This window comes from Bradyrhizobium sp. P3_C3 (assembly GCF_056402655.1).
The window spans coordinates 20906-36620 of the sequence record NZ_JBFUGY010000043.1; the positions used below are offsets into that span (position 1 = coordinate 20906).

Genomic DNA, 15715 nt, shown 5'->3' on the forward strand with positions numbered 1-15715 from the left:
GGGGCCCGGGCGCGCCTGCGGCGAGACCCGCAGGCGCACCACTACTCTCAACGCTGCTTGGCGCGCCGAGCCCGGCCTTCCGTCGCAAAGCCGTAGATCAGCGCTAGCCGGTCCAGGCATTCGCGAAAGCGCCGCGCGAAATAGTCGTTCCAGCGCTGGGTACGGACAGCGCGCCGCTCCCCGATCTGATCCATGGTCAGCCCCAGCACCAGGACGTCGTGCACCAGCGCGGCGCCGTCGGTACCGAGTTCGCGCTCGACCCGGTTCAGGCGCAGCACAGCCTGGCGCTGGTCCTCGGTGACGGGCTCGCGCGAGCGCGTGCCATCGACATATTCGCGCGTCGGGTCCACCGCCTGGGGCCCGTGCTCCGCCCTCTCCCAGTCGTTCTGGAAGGCGCGTCCGCCGCGATATTGCGCCTCGTCGATCTGGTGATGCGCGTGCAACCGGCCGAGCGGATCGCCGCGGATCGAGCGGACGGCGACGATCTTCTCGCCGGCATCGAGCGCCAGCGGATTGTCGACCTCGACCTCCGCCACCTCGGCATTGAACGGCACCTCGCGCGAGCGCCGATCGTAGATTCCAGTCAATCTGTAGGACTTGTTGCGTCGTGCACCTGCCACTCGGATACTCCTCGCAAATTGAATGAATAGCGGTCCCGTCAGGCGGCAGAGATCAGCCTCAGGACGACGGGACCGGCGGCGCGAGCGGACGCGGCCTCAGACCTTCGCGTCAGGCGAGCATGCGGCGTGCAATAGCTGGAGCCCGGCTGGCGCGGATGGCCGCAGAAGGCGATCCCCTCCCCGTCCTTGTCGCCACCATAGGGATAGCGGCAGTCGTCGCGCCCGAGTTCGCCCAGCGCGACCAGGCGGGGCTGGACGCCGACACAGCGAAACTTGACCCGCGCGGGTTTCATTGCGGATTTCGGCGGCAAGTTCAGGTTCGGCACCGCCGGACGGGGCGGCCCGATGAGACAAGCTCCTGACGGCAAGCACGGCACGATCGATGGACTCGTCATCCGCGCCGGTGCCGCGAGTCCCAGCCGCTTGGCGCGGCCGGCCACCGCGTTGCGTGTGTAAGCCGTTCCAAACCTTCCGTTTATCTGTCTTCCGATCTCCGCATAAGACATTCCCTTGAGAAAATAGTCGCGAAGCGCGTCGGAGTGCTCCGACGGCCAATGACCCGGTTCCATGCTGCTGTCCTGTGATGCGCCTCCTCCGATCGTTCGATCGCGAGGCGGCGCCTACATTCCGTTATTCCGAAGCAGCTGTCAAGCGACAATTCTGATATTCATAATTGCATCAATTCCGAATTTCGGATTACAAGAGGCGGGACGATGGGCAATCGAGGGAATCACCATGTTGGACGTTGCAATGATCGAGCGGGGCCTGGAGAAGACGGGCAAAAGCAAGGGCGGCCTGGCGGCGGCCATGGGCGTGCGGCCCGGCGCGGTGTCAGAGATCCTGGGCGGCGAGCGMCTGGTGAAGGCGTCCGAAATCATTCCGATCATGGAATATCTTGAGCTCAATCTCGCGCCGATCATGGGCCGCGTCGGGGCCGGCGCTGTGATCGAGCCCGATTATGAACAGGTTCCCCCGGAAGGCCTCGGCGATATCGCGCTGCCGTTCCCGATCATGGAAGAGACCGTCGCCTTCGAGATCGTTGGCGATTCGATGCTGCCCAAATACGAGAGCGGCGACGTGATCGTCGTCTACAAGGACCAGCGTCATCCGCTGTCGAGCTTCTACGGTGAAGAGGCCGTGGTCCGGCTCAAGACCGGTGAACGCTATTTGAAGACCATCGAACGCGGGAAAACTCCCTCCGTCGTCAATCTCAACAGCTTCAACGCCAAGCCGATCGTCGGCGTCAAGCTCGAGTGGGTCGGCGAGATCTGCCTGTCCATGCCCAAGGGTCAACTCGAGCGGCTGCGCGCCAAGTCGGCACGCCCTCGCAAGAAGAGCAAATAAAGGTCGATTTCCGATTTTTGGAAATCACCCTTGACTTAATTCTGTTTTTCGGAAATACTCTGCCGCGCTCCCGGCTACGGGCGCGGCAGGATCGTTTCATGCAGTGTTTCGTCGTGATGATCGACTATGGGCGGCGCGGACGCGAGGCAGTCGTCGATCCCGAAATCACGAGGCGCGAGGTCATCTCCCGCGTCGCTTCGGGTGAATATCGAAACATCTCGTTCATCCACGAAATCGCGGAGAATGCGGTGGAGGACGTGACCGAGGCGATCCTGACCGAGGCCGCCCTCCCCCAGGTTCCGCCTGAAGAAGTCGACCTCCAGGCGATCCGTCTCGATCACAACCGCGATCTGCGCAAGCACGAGAAAACGTGACGCAGGCCCAAATGGGCAGCGTCACTTCACTGCCCAGCCGGAGATCACACCGTGAGGACGGTCGAGCCCGTGGTCTTGCGTGCGGCGAGATCGGCATGCGCCTTGGCGGCGTCCTTCAACGGATAGGTCTGGTGCACCTCGATCTTGACTGCGCCGGACTTCACGACGTCGAACAGCTCGTTCGCCATCGCGACCAGGGCCTCGCGCTTGGCAGCGTAGGTGAACAGCGTCGGACGGGTGACGTAGAGCGAGCCCTTCTGCGCGAGCAGACCGAGGTTGAGCGGCTCGACAGCGCCGGAGGACGCACCGAACAGCGCGGCAATACCGAGCGGCGCAAGACAATCCAGCGACTTCAGGAACGTGTCCTTGCCGACGGAATCATAGACCACCGGCACCTTCTTGCCGCCCGTGATCTCGTCGACGCGCTTCACGAAATCCTCGCGCGTATAGATGATCACATGATCGCAGCCATGTGCCTTGGCGAGCTTTGCCTTCTCGTCGCTGCTGACGGTGCCGATCACTGTCGCGCCGAGATGTTTTGCCCACTGGCTCAGGATCAGACCGACGCCGCCGGCCGCGGCATGGAGCAGGATGGTGTCGCCGGCCTTCACGCGATAGGTCTGGCGGATCAGATATTGGGTGGTGAGGCCCTTCAGCATCATGGCCGCCGCGGTCTTGTCATCGACACCATCAGGCAGCTTCAACAGCCGGTCGGCCGGGATCAGCCGCGCCTCGGCATAGGCGCCGAGCGGCGAGGCACCATAGGCAACGCGATCGCCGGGCTTCAGATCGGTAACGCCGGCCCCGACCTCCTCGACGACGCCGGCTCCCTCGCTGCCGAGACCGCTCGGCAATTGTACCGGATACACACCGGAGCGATTGTAGATGTCGACGAAGTTGAGACCGACGGCCGTGTGGCGGATGCGCGCCTCGCCAGGTCCGGGCTTGCCGACACTGACTTCCTCCCAGACCAGGACTTCAGGACCGCCGGTCTTGTGAAAGCGAATGGCATGCGTCATGGGCGTTGCTCCCTTATCGTTGCAATGAAGGTCCGTGGAAAACGGACCGGCCTGTGAAATAGGAATTCGGTCGGCCCGTTACAGTACAGAGACGTAACAAGAATGTCACAGCGAACGACAAACGCCTGCCGTTCCGCCTCTGTTCGAAAGAGTTGATGACGGCACCGGCGCGTTCCGGCAGTAGCCTTTTCGCGGGGTTTGGTGGTCGCCTGCGAAGGAGAGCCGAGATGCCAGCTTATGTACAGCATCATCAGGACATCGAAATCGCGCCTGTACTTTGTCCCGCCTGCATGGGGTTCCTGCCGATGTACGTCCGCGAGGTCGAACCGCATTGGGGCCTTGCCAGGATCGACTTCGTCTATGAATGCGCGGACTGCGGCGCGGAAGTCCGGCAGACCATCCGCAAGCCGGAGCTGCGGCACTGACCGCACCATCAGCCATCGCTTAAGTATTTGCGCTGAACGGAAAAAGCGACGTTCTGCGCGGGTCAGGCCGTCCCAAACGAGGCTTGTTCTTTGCCGGGAACGCAGGCAGAACAAGCCTCAAGCAAGACCTTTGGGAGCGCCCTTTCGTGGCTGAACAGAAGGCCTCGACCTCGATCGAGGCAGTGGAGAGCGGCCTCGCCGCGCAAGGCTATATCGCGAGCCGGCAGATCGCGACCGCCGTCTATTTGTCGCAGCAGATCGAGAAGCCGATCCTAGTCGAAGGCCCCGCGGGTGTCGGCAAGACCGAGCTTGCCAAGGCCATTGCTGCCTGGCGCGGCATGAAGATGATCCGCCTGCAATGTTACGAGGGCCTCGACGAGGCCAAGGCGCTCTACGAGTGGAAATACGCAAAACAGCTTCTCTACACCCAGATCCTCAAGGACAAGCTCGGCGAAGTCCTCGGCGGCGCGCAGACGCTGCATGACGCACTCAATCAGCTCCACGATTTCGGCGACGTGTTCTTCTCCAAGGAGTTCGTCGAGCCGCGGCCGCTGCTGCAGGCGCTGGAGCAGCCGGGCGGTTGCGTGCTGCTGATCGACGAGATCGACAAGTCCGACGCTGAATTCGAATCGCTGCTGCTTGAGATCCTGTCCGACTTCCAGGTCACGATCCCGGAGCTCGGCACGGTCGCGGCGATCACGCCGCCGACGGTGATCCTCACCTCGAACAGCGAGCGTGACCTCGGCGACGCCCTGAAGCGGCGCTGCCTGCATCTGCATATCGGCTTCCCCGAGCAGCGGCTCGAAGAACGCATCGTCGAGAGCCGCGTCTCCGGTATCTCGCAGGCGCTGCGCCGGCAGATGGTCGGCTTCATCCACGAGATCCGCTCGCTCGACCTGAAGAAGCTGCCTTCGGTCAGTGAGACCATCGACTGGGCGCGCGTTCTGGTTCTACTTCAGGCCTCGGAGCTCGATACGGACATCGTCAAGGACACGCTCAATGTGCTCCTGAAGTACGAGGCCGACATCGAGGCAGCAACGCCGCAAGTTACGACCTTCATTGCCAAGGCGGCACGGTCCAACGTCTTCGGTTGACGCCGATGCGCGAGAATCTCCATCGTTTCTTTCGAGCGGCGCGCGGTGCCGGCGTGCATGTCTCGCCCGCCGAAAGCATCGATGCGATGCGCGCGGTCAACCAGGTCGGCTTTTCCGACCGGGCCATCCTGCGCGATGCGCTGCTCCTGACGCTCGCCAAGTCGCAGGACGAGAAGCTCGCCCTCGGCGACTGCTTTGATCTCTTCTTCAGCCAACCAGAGCCGCGGCAGGATCAACCCGAGGCCGACGACAACGACGACGCATCGCAGGACGCGGATCAGACCCCCTCACCCGGCTCGGCCAGTGAAGCAGGCGAAGGTCAGGCTTCCGAAGCATTAGGCGCGCTTGCGCAGATGCTGCTGTCGCAGGATCGCAACGCGATCGCAGCCGCGATCGCCAGCGCTTCCGGTGCGGCTTCGCTGTCCGACATCCGCTATTCGACTCAGCGCGGCATCTTTTCCAGCCGCATCCTCGACGCCATGGGCCTTCAGCGCCTGCGCGACGATCTCGACGCGCTCACCGCGACCAATCCGTCGCTGGCCGAGCGTCTGCGCGGCGCGCTGGACGCGTTACGCGAAGCAGTCCGCGACACGGTCTCGCAAGGCCTTGCGCTTTATGCCCGCGAAGAGGCCGAAAACCTCCGCAACGAGATCCTGCGCAACGCGCCTCTCGCCCGCATCGAGCGGCGCCAGGTCGCGGAGATGCGCGCCCTCATCCGCCAGATCGCGCGGCGCCTGCGCGAACGCTACTCGAAGCCGCGCAAGCGTCAGCGCCGCGGCCATCTCGACGTCCGTCGCACACTGCGCCGCAACGCGGCCTGGGGCGGCGTGCCCTTCCTCACCGCGTGGAAGCGCAAGCACCGCGACCGGCCGAAGATCGTCGCAATCTGCGACGTCTCAGGCTCGGTCGCGCAGGTCTCCGATTTCTTCCTGCTCCTGATCCACTCGCTGCACGAGGTGGTCGACGACGTCCACTCCTTCGCCTTCTCCTCGCATCTGATCGAGGTCAGCGAGATCCTGGAAAAGAAGTCGCCGGAAGAGGCGATGGCCGAGATCATGTCCAAGGTCGGCTTCGGCTCATCCGACTACGGCTCTTCGCTCGTCGATTTCGAGAAGGGGTTTATGAGCACGCTGACGCCGCAGACCACGGTGATCGTGCTCGGTGACGCCCGCAGCAACAATCTCGACCCGCGCGCCGACATCCTGCGCCGCATCTCCGAACGCTCGAAGCGCGTGGTCTGGCTCAATCCCGAAGGACGGCTCGCCTGGGGCTTCGGTGATTCCGAGATGCCGCGCTACGCGACCTTCTGCACTGTCGTGCGCCAATGCGCCACCGCACAGCAGCTCGAACGCGCCGTGTCCGACATCGTGGCGACTTATCAGTAGACGGCAATCACGTCCGCCGCTGGCGTCAGGCGGCAGTCAGCTCGGCCTGGACGAGGTTGCACTCCCGAAAGTGATGCGCAATTTCGTCGAGCGCGCGCTGCTCCCATTCCTGGGCCTGCGCGAGCCAGAACGCCCGTCGCTCCGAATCCAGCGCCGCGCGCTCTCGGCAGAGGAATTCCTGACTGCGAATTGCCATCAGCCTGTTCATGCACTCACACTCCTGTCGTGTGAAGCCAATCCCCTACGAATCAACGTAGCAGAGTCCAGTCAGAGTCCAATCGCCCTCGCTTCACGATTTCTGTGCATATCGCGACGCGCAATGGGACAGTGATGCTTCCCGTGCACTGCGGTAACTCTCGCCGCACGATCAAGCGCACATCATCAATTAGTGATCGGAGACCGGGACGATTTTCGTGCGCGAACGATCTTAACTGTTGTGGCGCAATGAAGTGCGGCAATTCGTGAAGAGAGGTTCTAAACAGCTTACCGAATTCCCGACTCATTGTCGTCGCATGGTGTTCATGCGGCGTCGCTAACAGGGGCTCGCGAACTTGGACTATCGCTTGAGGCAACATGAGCAACGACATCGACTTCGATCTTTCGCCGGACCAATGGGAAGCGCTGAAAGCGCTTCGCAACCCCGTGTCGAATGGTCGCCTCTCGAAGGCCTATCTCGTCGAAGGTCTCGTCAAGCTCGGTCTCGTTGTTGTCAATGACGGCGTACCTTCGATGACGCCAACCGGACGCAAGGTGCTGGTGCGCGGATCGTGCCGGCTACTGGATCTCGTGGCGTGACGAGACTGTCCGCGCGCAATAGCTCTGCATGATCGCCTGAAAAATAATCTCTTGCGTTCCCGCCGACAGCGCGTCGCAGGGACGACCTCAATCCGCCAGCGTAACGATCAAAGGCCCATTGCGGGTTGCGACAACCGTGTGCTCGTACTGAACGGTAGGCGCCTCCGGGCTGCTGTAGAGCGTCCATGGATCGTCATCACCGTTCTCGGCCCACTCCGCGCCAAGCGACAGGAACGGCTCGACGGTGAACACCAGGCCATCGCTCATGATGGGTCGCTCGGAGCGATCGGGCCATGTCGCGATCTCCGTCGGCTCCTCGTGGAGCGACAAGCCGACACCGTGACTGGCTAGGTTCTTGACGAGCATGTAGCCGTTTTTCCGCGCAAACGTCCCGATGGCTTGACCGATGCCGGCAATCGGTTTGCCGGCGCCGACCTGCCGCAAGCCCGTCCACATCGCCCGCCGACCATCCCTGCAAAGACGCTCGATCGAACGGGTCACGGGCGGAACGGCGAACGAGGCTCCCGTATCGGCAAAGAAGCCGCTCTTCTCGGCCGAGACGTCGATGTTGACGAGGTCGCCACGCTCGATCCGCCGGGCACCCGGGATGCCATGAGCGATCTCTTCGTTCACGCTGATGCAGGTTGCGCCAGGAAAGGCATAGGCCAGTTCCGGCGCCGAACGCGCTCCGGCGGCCTCAAGGAGCGCTCGTCCGATCCGGTCGAGTTCCGCGGTGGTCATGCCGGGCTCGAGGGCCTTCCCCATCGCCTCAAGGGCATTGGCGACGATACGCCCGACCTCTTTCAGGCAGATCAGATCGTTCTCATTCGAGATTGTCATATCAGGCTCTTGCGAAAGCCGGGACATAGCTGTTGCGATGCCGACTTGCAAACGGAAGAGCGCGCGCAAGAATCCCGGATTATGCGCGCCCTGGATCACTTCCAAGACCAGGCCGCGACAATCTGGCACGGTTGTTGCTCCTTTTTGACGTCCAAGACGCGTCAAACCGGGGGAGTCCACCATGTCGACCATCACCGCGGCACCTACCGCCGAGCCGAAGCCGCTCTACACCTCGCTGTTCGTCCAGGTCCTCGCCGCGCTGGTGCTTGGCGTCATCCTGGGGATGGCCGTTCCGGACTTCGCCATCGGGCTCAAGATCCTCAGCGACGCCTTCCTGAAGCTGATCTCGATGATCGTGGCCCCGATCGTGTTCTGCGTCGTCGTGCACGGCATTGCCGGTGCCGGCGACCTCAAGAAGGTCGGCCGGGTCGGCGTCAAGGCGCTGGTCTATTTCGAGGTGATGACGACGGTCGCCCTCGTGGTCGGTCTGCTGCTCGCCTATCTCTTCGGTCCCGGCCACGGCATGAACATCGATCCCTCGACGCTCGACGCCAAGGCGCTCAACACCTATGCCGACAACGCCCACAAGCTGTCCGGCGGCGGCATCGGCGCCTTCCTGATGAACGTGATCCCCAGCACCTCGTTCGATGCGCTGTCGCGCAACGACGTGCTCCAGGTGCTGTTCTTCGCGGTCCTGTTCGGTGTCGGCCTTGCGCTCGTCGGCGGCGAGAAGGGCGCGCTGGTCACATCGATCATCGACGCGGCCTCCACCGTGCTGTTTCGGGTCATGGGGCTGATCGTGCGGGTCGCGCCGCTCGGCGTGCTCGGCGCGGTCGCCTATACCGTCGGCAAATACGGCGTCGGCTCGCTGAAGCAGCTCGTCTCGCTGGTGATGCTGTTCTACGTCTCGGTCGGCATCTTCGTGCTGGGCGTGCTCGGCGGCGTGATGGCGCTCGCCGGAATCAACATCCTCAAATTCCTCGCTTACCTGCGCGAAGAGCTGACCATCGTGCTCGCGACCGCATCCTCCGATGCCGTGCTGCCGCAGATCATGAAGAAACTGGAGCGGATGGGCGTGAAGGATTCCGTCGTCGGCCTCGTCATCCCGACCGGCTATTCCTTCAACCTCGACGCTTTCTCGATCTACCTGACGCTCGCCGTCGTCTTCATCGCGCAGGCGACCAACACGCCGCTGTCCTTCGGCGACCTTCTGCTGGTGCTCGGCGTCTCGCTGATCACGTCGAAGGGCGCGCACGGCGTGCCGGGCTCGGCGATCGTGATCCTGGCCGCGACGCTCAACGCGGTGCCGAGCATTCCCGCCATCGGCCTCGTGCTGGTGCTGTCGGTCGATTGGTTCATCGGCATGGCCCGCGCGGTCGGCAACCTCGTCGGCAATTGCGTGGCGACGGTGGTGGTGGCCGCCTGGGAAGGCGATCTCGACCGCGCCAAGGCGGCCAAGGTGCTGGAGGGCGGCGAACTGGTGGACGTGACCGCGGGATAGGCCGCGGATCAATCATTCCACTGGAGGAGTGGCGTTCCATACGCCCTCCTCCAGACCGACAGGAAGCGCGGAAACCAGGAGTGCGCCACGGCGCCCTTATACGCCCAGGTGCGATACTTCAGGCCCTGCTCCGAGATCAGCTCCTGATAGCCGCCATGGACCTCGGTCGCGGTCCGAATGTCCTTCAATATTCCTTGCGCGCAGGTCCGGTAGGTATCGCTCCCTGAGGCTTCATCAAAATCCAGCATCCGATCCGCGAATTCGACATTGAACGTCGGCCACGACGAACGCCCCTGATAGGCCGGCGCCGCGATCTTGTGGATCATCTTGTTCCGTGGATTATCCGCGGACACCAGGAAGTGGAACGTGCTGGGGATGCGAAAGCGCGGCTCGGCGATGATCAGATCCGTCGTAGCCGCAAACAGCGCCCGCTCGCTGGCATCGTTCATGTCCCAGAAGCCGCGATGCACGCTGACGAAATCCAGGGCCACCAAGGACACCGGTGCCCCCGCCGGGCCGTCAAGCGAATGCTTGATATGGCCGTCCTTGCCGAACAAACGGAGCAGATCTCGCTTGTACTGCGCAAGGTCGCGACCGAGCAGCCGCTTCAGTTCGTTCTCGTCGACGATCCCGAGCTGCACGCCCCACACGAACGTCGTGTAAACGCAGGCGTTGGTGACGAAGCGCCTGCGCTCGGCCCGCGTATCCGTTGCCGCGGAGCGAGGCCCGCCGGCATCGCACAGCAAATATCTGGTGCCGTCAGCGTCGAATGGCTCAAGCTCACTCGCGAGCTGAAGGATCGCGCGCTTCAGGTCGACGCCATATTCGGCCAGCAGCAGGCGGCCGGCATGTGCGCATTGCGACATCGCCAGATAGGATGACGCTCTCTCGTCGGCACCAATCATCTGCTGGAGACCGGCGAGAATGCCGAGCAGCGTGTCCGAGGGCCGCGAGAAATAATTCACGCCGAGGTACCGCCCGCGCCCCGCAGGAACGATCGTCGTCGTGACCACGTCGGCGCGAACCGCCTGCAGCAGCAGACGAACGCTCTTTTCGAGCAGGCGCGCCCGACGGACTGCGTCCTGCGCATCCATGATGGTTTCGGGATCGAGAACGTCGGGGTAAAACCAGGCGAAGTCGCGCGGGTAATAGGCGGAGGCGTGCGGCGCTCCCGTGACGAGGAAGGCCTCGGTCACCGAAAAGGCACTGTCCATCGAGTGCCGGTAGAGGTCCTCTATGTCCGACAACGCATGATGCGATTGTCTCAGGAAGCGATCACCGAGAAAATTGACCGCCTGAAGCGCGTTGGCGACAAAGGTCGCAGCCATCCCCTGGTAGAACCGGTTCTCACGATGTGATGGAAAAGAGATGTCGCTGTTCATATGCGTCAATCGGCTGATGTCTCGTGACCCCGTGATGGCGGCCACCATTTTAAACATGACTGATTCGTATCTCTACCCCGTGACTTGCGGGCTTCAGGCAATCACTTCGCGCCGGCACGGCCCTCCTGCGGCCTGAAATTCTCGATCACCCGCAGCAGCACGCGCGCGCCCGCGTTGGCATCGGCGAGCTCGACGTGCTCGTCCGGGTGGTGGCTGATGCCGCCGCGACAGCGGACGAAGATCATGCCGACATCGGCGATATCGATCATCGCCATGCCGTCGTGCCCTGCTCCGCTCGGCAGCTCGAACACCGACGCGCCTTCGGCAGCGATCGCCTGCGCGATCTGATCCTTCAGCCAGGGTGCGCAAGGCGCGGTGCGGTTCTCGTGAGTGACGTCGAGCTGTAGCGCCAATTGCCGGCGTTTTGCAATCGCCTCGATCTGGCGGACGATATCGGCGACCGCGCGCTTGCGATGCATGTCGGTCGGTGCCCGCATGTCGATGGTGAAGGACACTTCGCCCGGGATGACATTGGTCGCCCCGGGCCTCGCCTGGATATAGCCGACGGTGCCGACCAACCCGTCCGCGTCGGTGCGGCAAAACTGCTCGATCGCGCCGATGCATTCGGCCGCGCCGGCGAGTGCATCACGGCGCAGCGCCATCGGCACGGTGCCGGCATGGCCGGCCATTCCGGTCAGCCGCGCAGCGAGCCGTGTCGCGCCCGCAATCGCAGTGACGACACCGACGGGCAGGTTCTGGGCTTCCAGCACCGGGCCCTGCTCGATGTGCAATTCGAGATAGGCGAGCAGCTCGCGCCGGGCCCGCGCGGCCGCGCCGATGTGATCGGGATCGAGGCCGAACGCGACGAGCGCATCGCGCATCGACACGCCGTCGCGGTCGCGCGTGTTCAGGACGCTCTCGTCGAAGGTGCCGGCCACCGCCCGGCTTCCGAGCAGCGTCGAGGCGAAACGTACCCCCTCTTCATCGGCAAAGCCGATCACCTCGATCGCGAACGGCAGGCGCTTGCCGCGGCGATTGAGATCGGCGACGCAGGCGATCGCCGTGATCACCCCCAGCGGACCGTCCCATTTGCCGGCATCGCGCACCGTGTCGTAGTGCGAGCCGAGCATCAGGCAGGGCGCCCCTGGCTGCTCGCCTTCGTAGCGTCCGCAGACATTCCCGATCGCATCGAGATGCGCGCTCATGCCGGCTTCGCGCATCCAGCCCAGGATGAGGTCAGCGGCCTTGCGCAGCTCGTTGGTGAGGTAGATGCGGGTGAGCTTGTCGCCGTCTTCCGAGATCGCGGCGAGCTCGTCGATCCGTCGCACGATCTCCTCGCCGAGCGATGCATTCTGAACGGCGTTACCAGCAACCATCTCGGCGAGCTTCCCATCTCTTGGGACCGCGGCGGCGGTCCTGGCGGCGATCGATACAAGTTCGGTGCCAGCAAAAAATCACGAACGCGGTCCCGATCCGCGCGTGGGTAGCATGAATGCGGGTTGCCGGCGGACCGTAGCTCCCGTCACGCACACACGCGACCTGGCCTGGCTGCTCAACTCCATTGCATACAACTTCTATATTTTGCTCAAAAGTTAATCTGCTGGCTTACTCGACAGAATTCTGAAAATTTACAAACACGATACTTTTCAATGACTTCAGATCAATTGACCACTCCGTGGCCTCTGGCACGAAGCTTGCGACATCTTATCCCCGGGCTCCGCCAGACCGGCGCGGTCGCGAGATTAAGGCGGGACATCCGCCAAGGGGAGCGAGCAATGGATTTCGGCAAGATTTCACGACGTCATTTGTTGCAGGGCGGCGCGGCCCTGACCCTCGGTGCGGCAGCGGGCGTCCGCCCGGCCTTGGCGGCCGAAACGACCATCGGCTTCATCTATGTCGGCTCGCGCGATGACTACGGCTACAACCAGGCGCATGCGCAGGGCGCGGCGGCCCTGAAGAAAATTCCGGGGCTGAAGGTCGTCGAGGAAGAGAAGGTGCCGGAGACCGACGCGGTCGAGAAGACGATCGAGTCCATGATCAACCTCGACGGCGCCACCCTGCTCTTCCCGACCTCGTTCGGCTACTACAACCCGCACATGATCAAGATGGCCACCAAGTTCCCGAAGCTGCGCTTCGAGCACTGCGGCGGYCTGTGGAGCGACAAGGATCCAAAGAACGCCGGCAGCTATTTTGGCTATATCGACGAGGCCCAGTACATTTCGGGCATCGTTGCCGGCTACACCTCCAAGAGCGGCAAGCTCGGCTTCGTTGCCGCCAAGCCGATCCCGCAGGTGCTGCGTAACATCAACGCCTTCGCGCTCGGCGCCAGGCTCGCCAATCCCAAGGCCACCACGCAGGTTATTTTCACTGGCGATTGGTCGATGCCGGTCAAGGAGGCCGAAGCCACCAACAGCCTGATCGATCAGAGCGTCGACGTGCTCACCTGCCATGTCGACGGTCCGAAGACCATGGTCGAGAATGCGGCCCGCCGCGGCGCCTTCGTCTGCGGCTATCACACCAACCAGTCGCCGCTGGCGCCGAAGGCGTATCTCACCGGTGCCGAGTGGAATTGGGAAGCGCTCTATCCGAAGTTCGTGAAGATGATCGCCGCCGGCGAAAGCATCCCGAACTTCTATCGCGGCGGCCTCAAGGAAGAGATCGTCAAGACCTCGCCCTACGGTGAGGCAGTCTCCGCCGAAGCGCGCAAGCACGCCGACGAGGTCAAGGCCAAATTCCTGTCGGCGGAGGGCTACGCCATCTTCAAGGGCGGCTTGGTCGACAACAAGGGCAAGACGGTGATCGCAGCCGGCACCGATCGCGGCCAGAAGGATCCCGAACTTGAGAAGATGGACTACCTGGTCGAAGGCGTGATCGGAGCGACTTCGTGACAACGGAAGCCGCGGATTCTACTGAAGCGGCCGGGACAATTGCCCCGGCCGCCGATCCCGGCTTTCTCCAGCGCCACGGCGCGACAATCGAATACGTCCTGATCCCGGGCGCGGCGCTGGCCGGCGCGCTCGTGATCTTCGGCATCTTCGTCGCGATGTTCGGCAAGAACCCGCTCGATCTCTATTTTTATATGTACTACGGCGCCTTCGGCACCTGGTTCTCCTGGCAGAATACGTTGACGCGTGCCGCGCCGCTGATCCTCACCGCGCTCTGCACCGCACTGCCGGCACAGCTCGGCATGGTCATCATCGGCGGCGAAGGCGCGCTCCTGATCGGCGCGCTGTCGGCGACCAGCGCCGCGCTGGCGCTTCAGGGCATGCCGCCGCTCGTCGTCCAAATTGCCATGGTCGTCGGCGGCGTGATCGGCGGCGGTCTGTGGATCATTCTGTCGGGCGGCTTGCGCCAGTATCGCGGCGTCAACGAGACCATCTCGAGCCTGCTGCTCGTCTACATCGCGCTCGCGATCCTCAATCATCTTGTTGAGGGGCTGATGCGCGATCCCGCCAGCCTCAACAAGCCGTCGACGCGCGAGATCGGCGCCGCCAACATGATCGGCAGCATTCCCGGCACCGACGTGCATTGGGGCCTCGTCTTCGGCCTGATCGCCGCGATCGCCGCCTACGTCCTGATCTATCACACCGTGTTCGGCTTCGCCGCGCGCGTCGCCGGCGGCAACATCCGCGCCGCAAAGATCGTCGGTCTCGGCGTCAGCAAGCTGATCCTGACCATCTGCTTCCTCGCCGGCGGCGCCGCGGGCCTCGCCGGCATGGTCGAGGTCGCCGCGGTGCAGGGACGCACCAACGCCAACCTTGCGGCGGGCTACGGCTTCACCGGCATTCTTGTCGCCTTCCTCGCCCGGCAGAATCCGCTCGCGATCATTCCCGTCGCGATCCTGCTCGGCGGCATCAGCGCCAGCGGCGGCCTTTTGCAGCGCCGCCTCGGACTGCCCGACGCATCCGTTCTGGTGCTTCAGGGCATCATCTTCGTCTTCGTGCTGGCCAGCGATGCACTTTACGGCCGCATTGGATTCTTGAAGGGAAAATCCTGAGATGGCAGACGGATCGATCGGGCTCTGGACTGTCCCCCTCGCCGTGCTCGGCGGCGCCATCCGCGTCTCCACGCCGTTCCTGTTCGTGAGCCTCGGCGAATGCATCACCGAACGCTCCGGCCGCATCAATCTCGGCCTTGAGGGCACGCTGGTGATGGGCGCGATGAGCGCCTACGGAATCTCGTATCTCACGGGATCGCCCTGGCTTGGCGTGCTCGCCGCCGGCATCACAGGTGCACTGCTGGGCGCATTGCACGCCGGCATCTGCTCGCTGCCGCGCGTCAACGATATCGCGGTCGGCATCGCGCTGATGCTGTTCGGCACCGGCCTTGCCTTCTATCTCGGCAAGCCGCTGATCGAGCCCACCGCGCCGCGCCTGCCCGCGATCGATTTTGGCTGGTGGAGCGACGTCCCGCAGGTTCGCGCCGCGCTGCGCGTCAACGTCCTGTTCCTGATCGGCGTCGCGCTCGCGCCGATCCTCTATTGGGCCTTCCGCACCACGCGCTGGGGCCTTTTGATCCGCACCGCCGGCGAGAGCTCCGACGCAGCGCGCGCGATGGGCCATTCCGTGTTGCTGATCCGCCTGCGCGCGACCATGGTCGGCGGCTTCCTTGCCGGCATCGGCGGCTCGTTCCTGTCGCTGTTCTATCCCGGAAGCTGGAACGAGGGCCTGTCCTCCGGCCAGGGCATCACCGCCGTGGCCCTCGTGATCTTCGCGCGCTGGGATCCCCTGCTCTGCCTGTGGGCCTCGCTCGCCTTCGGCGGTGCCGCGGCCCTGGGCCCTGCACTGCAATCGGTCGGCGTCACCTCCGGCTACCACCTCTTCAACGCCGCCCCCTACATCCTGACGCTGGCGATCATGATCATCACCTGCTCGCCGAAACGCACGCTGACCGGAGCCCCGGCCGAATTGTCGATCACCCGTTAGAGAACGAAATC

The 15715-nt window shown here is 63.6% G+C and carries 17 protein-coding genes; 10 read left to right on the top strand and 7 right to left on the bottom strand.

The features are described 5' to 3' along the window. Positions 1-47: 47 nt before the first annotated feature. Together AC1DW2_RS34925 and AC1DW2_RS34930 are read right to left on the bottom strand one after the other, a co-directional pair. Complete coding sequence (locus tag AC1DW2_RS34925) at positions 48-620, bottom strand: hypothetical protein (protein WP_477008247.1); 573 nt, start codon at positions 618-620, stop codon at positions 48-50. A 38-nt stretch (positions 621-658) separates the two neighbouring features. Then, entirely contained in the window at positions 659-1189 is a 531-nt protein-coding gene (locus tag AC1DW2_RS34930) for a GcrA family cell cycle regulator (RefSeq protein ID WP_477008248.1), read from the bottom strand. 166 nt (positions 1190-1355) lie between these two features. On the opposite strand from AC1DW2_RS34930, the gene AC1DW2_RS34935 reads away from it, so the two are divergent. Both AC1DW2_RS34935 and AC1DW2_RS34940 read left to right on the top strand, forming a co-directional pair. Further along, entirely contained in the window at positions 1356-1964 is a 609-nt protein-coding gene (locus AC1DW2_RS34935) for a S24 family peptidase (RefSeq protein WP_028152904.1), read from the top strand. Between the two features lie 98 nt (positions 1965-2062). Beyond that, a complete protein-coding gene (locus tag AC1DW2_RS34940; protein ID WP_477008254.1) occupies positions 2063-2338 on the top strand; it encodes a hypothetical protein in 276 nt (91 codons plus the stop codon). Between the two features lie 44 nt (positions 2339-2382). On the opposite strand, the gene AC1DW2_RS34945 is transcribed toward AC1DW2_RS34940, so the two are convergent. Next, positions 2383-3357 carry a quinone oxidoreductase family protein gene (locus AC1DW2_RS34945; protein ID WP_208087880.1) on the bottom strand — a complete coding sequence of 325 codons (975 nt, stop codon included), beginning with the start codon at positions 3355-3357 and terminating at the stop codon, positions 2383-2385. A gap of 227 nt (positions 3358-3584) precedes the next feature. Here AC1DW2_RS34945 and AC1DW2_RS34950 point away from each other — a divergent pair, with 227 nt between their 5' ends. The 3 genes from AC1DW2_RS34950 (at position 3585) to AC1DW2_RS34960 (ending at position 6261) form a co-directional block, all read left to right on the top strand. Beyond that, on the top strand, positions 3585-3782 hold the full coding sequence (locus AC1DW2_RS34950; RefSeq protein WP_477008249.1) for a hypothetical protein: 198 nt from the start codon (positions 3585-3587) through the stop codon (positions 3780-3782). A 146-nt stretch (positions 3783-3928) separates the two neighbouring features. Continuing rightward, complete coding sequence (locus AC1DW2_RS34955) at positions 3929-4876, top strand: AAA family ATPase (RefSeq protein WP_014493696.1); 948 nt, start codon at positions 3929-3931, stop codon at positions 4874-4876. Positions 4877-4881: 5 nt separating this feature from the next. Beyond that, positions 4882-6261, top strand: a complete 1380-nt coding sequence (locus AC1DW2_RS34960) for a vWA domain-containing protein (RefSeq protein WP_477008250.1) — start codon at positions 4882-4884, stop codon at positions 6259-6261. Positions 6262-6286: 25 nt separating this feature from the next. On the opposite strand, the gene AC1DW2_RS34965 is transcribed toward AC1DW2_RS34960, so the two are convergent. Further along, on the bottom strand, positions 6287-6469 hold the full coding sequence (locus AC1DW2_RS34965; RefSeq protein ID WP_028152900.1) for a hypothetical protein: 183 nt from the start codon (positions 6467-6469) through the stop codon (positions 6287-6289). A 365-nt stretch (positions 6470-6834) separates the two neighbouring features. Between AC1DW2_RS34965 and AC1DW2_RS34970 the strand changes: the two genes are divergently transcribed. Further along, positions 6835-7056, top strand: a complete 222-nt coding sequence (locus tag AC1DW2_RS34970) for a hypothetical protein (RefSeq protein WP_028152899.1) — start codon at positions 6835-6837, stop codon at positions 7054-7056. 87 nt (positions 7057-7143) lie between these two features. On the opposite strand, the gene map is transcribed toward AC1DW2_RS34970, so the two are convergent. Next, positions 7144-7896 (bottom strand): type I methionyl aminopeptidase, encoded by a 753-nt coding sequence (gene map / locus AC1DW2_RS34975; protein WP_477008255.1) that lies wholly within the window; start codon positions 7894-7896, stop codon positions 7144-7146. 181 nt (positions 7897-8077) lie between these two features. On the opposite strand from map, the gene AC1DW2_RS34980 reads away from it, so the two are divergent. Further along, a complete protein-coding gene (locus AC1DW2_RS34980) occupies positions 8078-9397 on the top strand; it encodes a dicarboxylate/amino acid:cation symporter (protein ID WP_063982032.1) in 1320 nt (439 codons plus the stop codon). Between the two features lie 8 nt (positions 9398-9405). Here AC1DW2_RS34980 and AC1DW2_RS34985 read toward each other — a convergent pair whose 3' ends face one another. Then, positions 9406-10779: a hypothetical protein gene (locus tag AC1DW2_RS34985; RefSeq protein ID WP_063982031.1), complete on the bottom strand. Its 1374-nt coding sequence runs from the start codon at positions 10777-10779 to the stop codon at positions 9406-9408. Positions 10780-10880: 101 nt separating this feature from the next. After that, positions 10881-12155 carry an allantoate amidohydrolase gene (locus tag AC1DW2_RS34990; RefSeq protein ID WP_063982030.1) on the bottom strand — a complete coding sequence of 425 codons (1275 nt, stop codon included), beginning with the start codon at positions 12153-12155 and terminating at the stop codon, positions 10881-10883. Between the two features lie 399 nt (positions 12156-12554). Between AC1DW2_RS34990 and AC1DW2_RS34995 the strand changes: the two genes are divergently transcribed. Genes AC1DW2_RS34995 through AC1DW2_RS35005 form a run of 3 tightly spaced genes read left to right on the top strand, consistent with a single transcriptional unit; the run spans position 12555 to position 15704 of the window. After that, a complete protein-coding gene (locus tag AC1DW2_RS34995; RefSeq protein WP_063982029.1) occupies positions 12555-13667 on the top strand; it encodes a BMP family ABC transporter substrate-binding protein in 1113 nt (370 codons plus the stop codon). Then, a complete protein-coding gene (locus tag AC1DW2_RS35000; RefSeq protein ID WP_475642765.1) occupies positions 13664-14776 on the top strand; it encodes an ABC transporter permease subunit in 1113 nt (370 codons plus the stop codon). The genes AC1DW2_RS34995 and AC1DW2_RS35000 overlap by 4 nt, the downstream gene beginning before the upstream one ends. 1 nt (position 14777) lies before the next feature. Then, a complete protein-coding gene (locus AC1DW2_RS35005; RefSeq protein WP_038957599.1) occupies positions 14778-15704 on the top strand; it encodes an ABC transporter permease in 927 nt (308 codons plus the stop codon). The last annotated feature ends 11 nt before the right edge of the window (positions 15705-15715 follow it).

What these genes read in the sequence shown, in the direction of transcription:
- AC1DW2_RS34930 (WP_477008248.1), bottom strand. Translation starts at nt 1,189, where the DNA reads ATGGAACCGGGTCATTGGCCGTCGGAGCACTCCGACGCGCTTCGCGAC.
- AC1DW2_RS34940 (WP_477008254.1), top strand. Translation starts at nt 2,063, where the DNA reads ATGCAGTGTTTCGTCGTGATGATCGACTATGGGCGGCGCGGACGCGAG.
- AC1DW2_RS34945 (WP_208087880.1), bottom strand. Translation starts at nt 3,357, where the DNA reads ATGACGCATGCCATTCGCTTTCACAAGACCGGCGGTCCTGAAGTCCTG.
- AC1DW2_RS34950 (WP_477008249.1), top strand. Translation starts at nt 3,585, where the DNA reads ATGCCAGCTTATGTACAGCATCATCAGGACATCGAAATCGCGCCTGTA.
- AC1DW2_RS34960 (WP_477008250.1), top strand. Translation starts at nt 4,882, where the DNA reads ATGCGCGAGAATCTCCATCGTTTCTTTCGAGCGGCGCGCGGTGCCGGC.
- AC1DW2_RS34965 (WP_028152900.1), bottom strand. Translation starts at nt 6,469, where the DNA reads ATGAACAGGCTGATGGCAATTCGCAGTCAGGAATTCCTCTGCCGAGAG.
- AC1DW2_RS34970 (WP_028152899.1), top strand. Translation starts at nt 6,835, where the DNA reads ATGAGCAACGACATCGACTTCGATCTTTCGCCGGACCAATGGGAAGCG.
- map (WP_477008255.1), bottom strand. Translation starts at nt 7,896, where the DNA reads ATGACAATCTCGAATGAGAACGATCTGATCTGCCTGAAAGAGGTCGGG.
- AC1DW2_RS34980 (WP_063982032.1), top strand. Translation starts at nt 8,078, where the DNA reads ATGTCGACCATCACCGCGGCACCTACCGCCGAGCCGAAGCCGCTCTAC.
- AC1DW2_RS34985 (WP_063982031.1), bottom strand. Translation starts at nt 10,779, where the DNA reads ATGAACAGCGACATCTCTTTTCCATCACATCGTGAGAACCGGTTCTAC.
- AC1DW2_RS34990 (WP_063982030.1), bottom strand. Translation starts at nt 12,155, where the DNA reads ATGGTTGCTGGTAACGCCGTTCAGAATGCATCGCTCGGCGAGGAGATC.
- AC1DW2_RS35005 (WP_038957599.1), top strand. Translation starts at nt 14,778, where the DNA reads ATGGCAGACGGATCGATCGGGCTCTGGACTGTCCCCCTCGCCGTGCTC.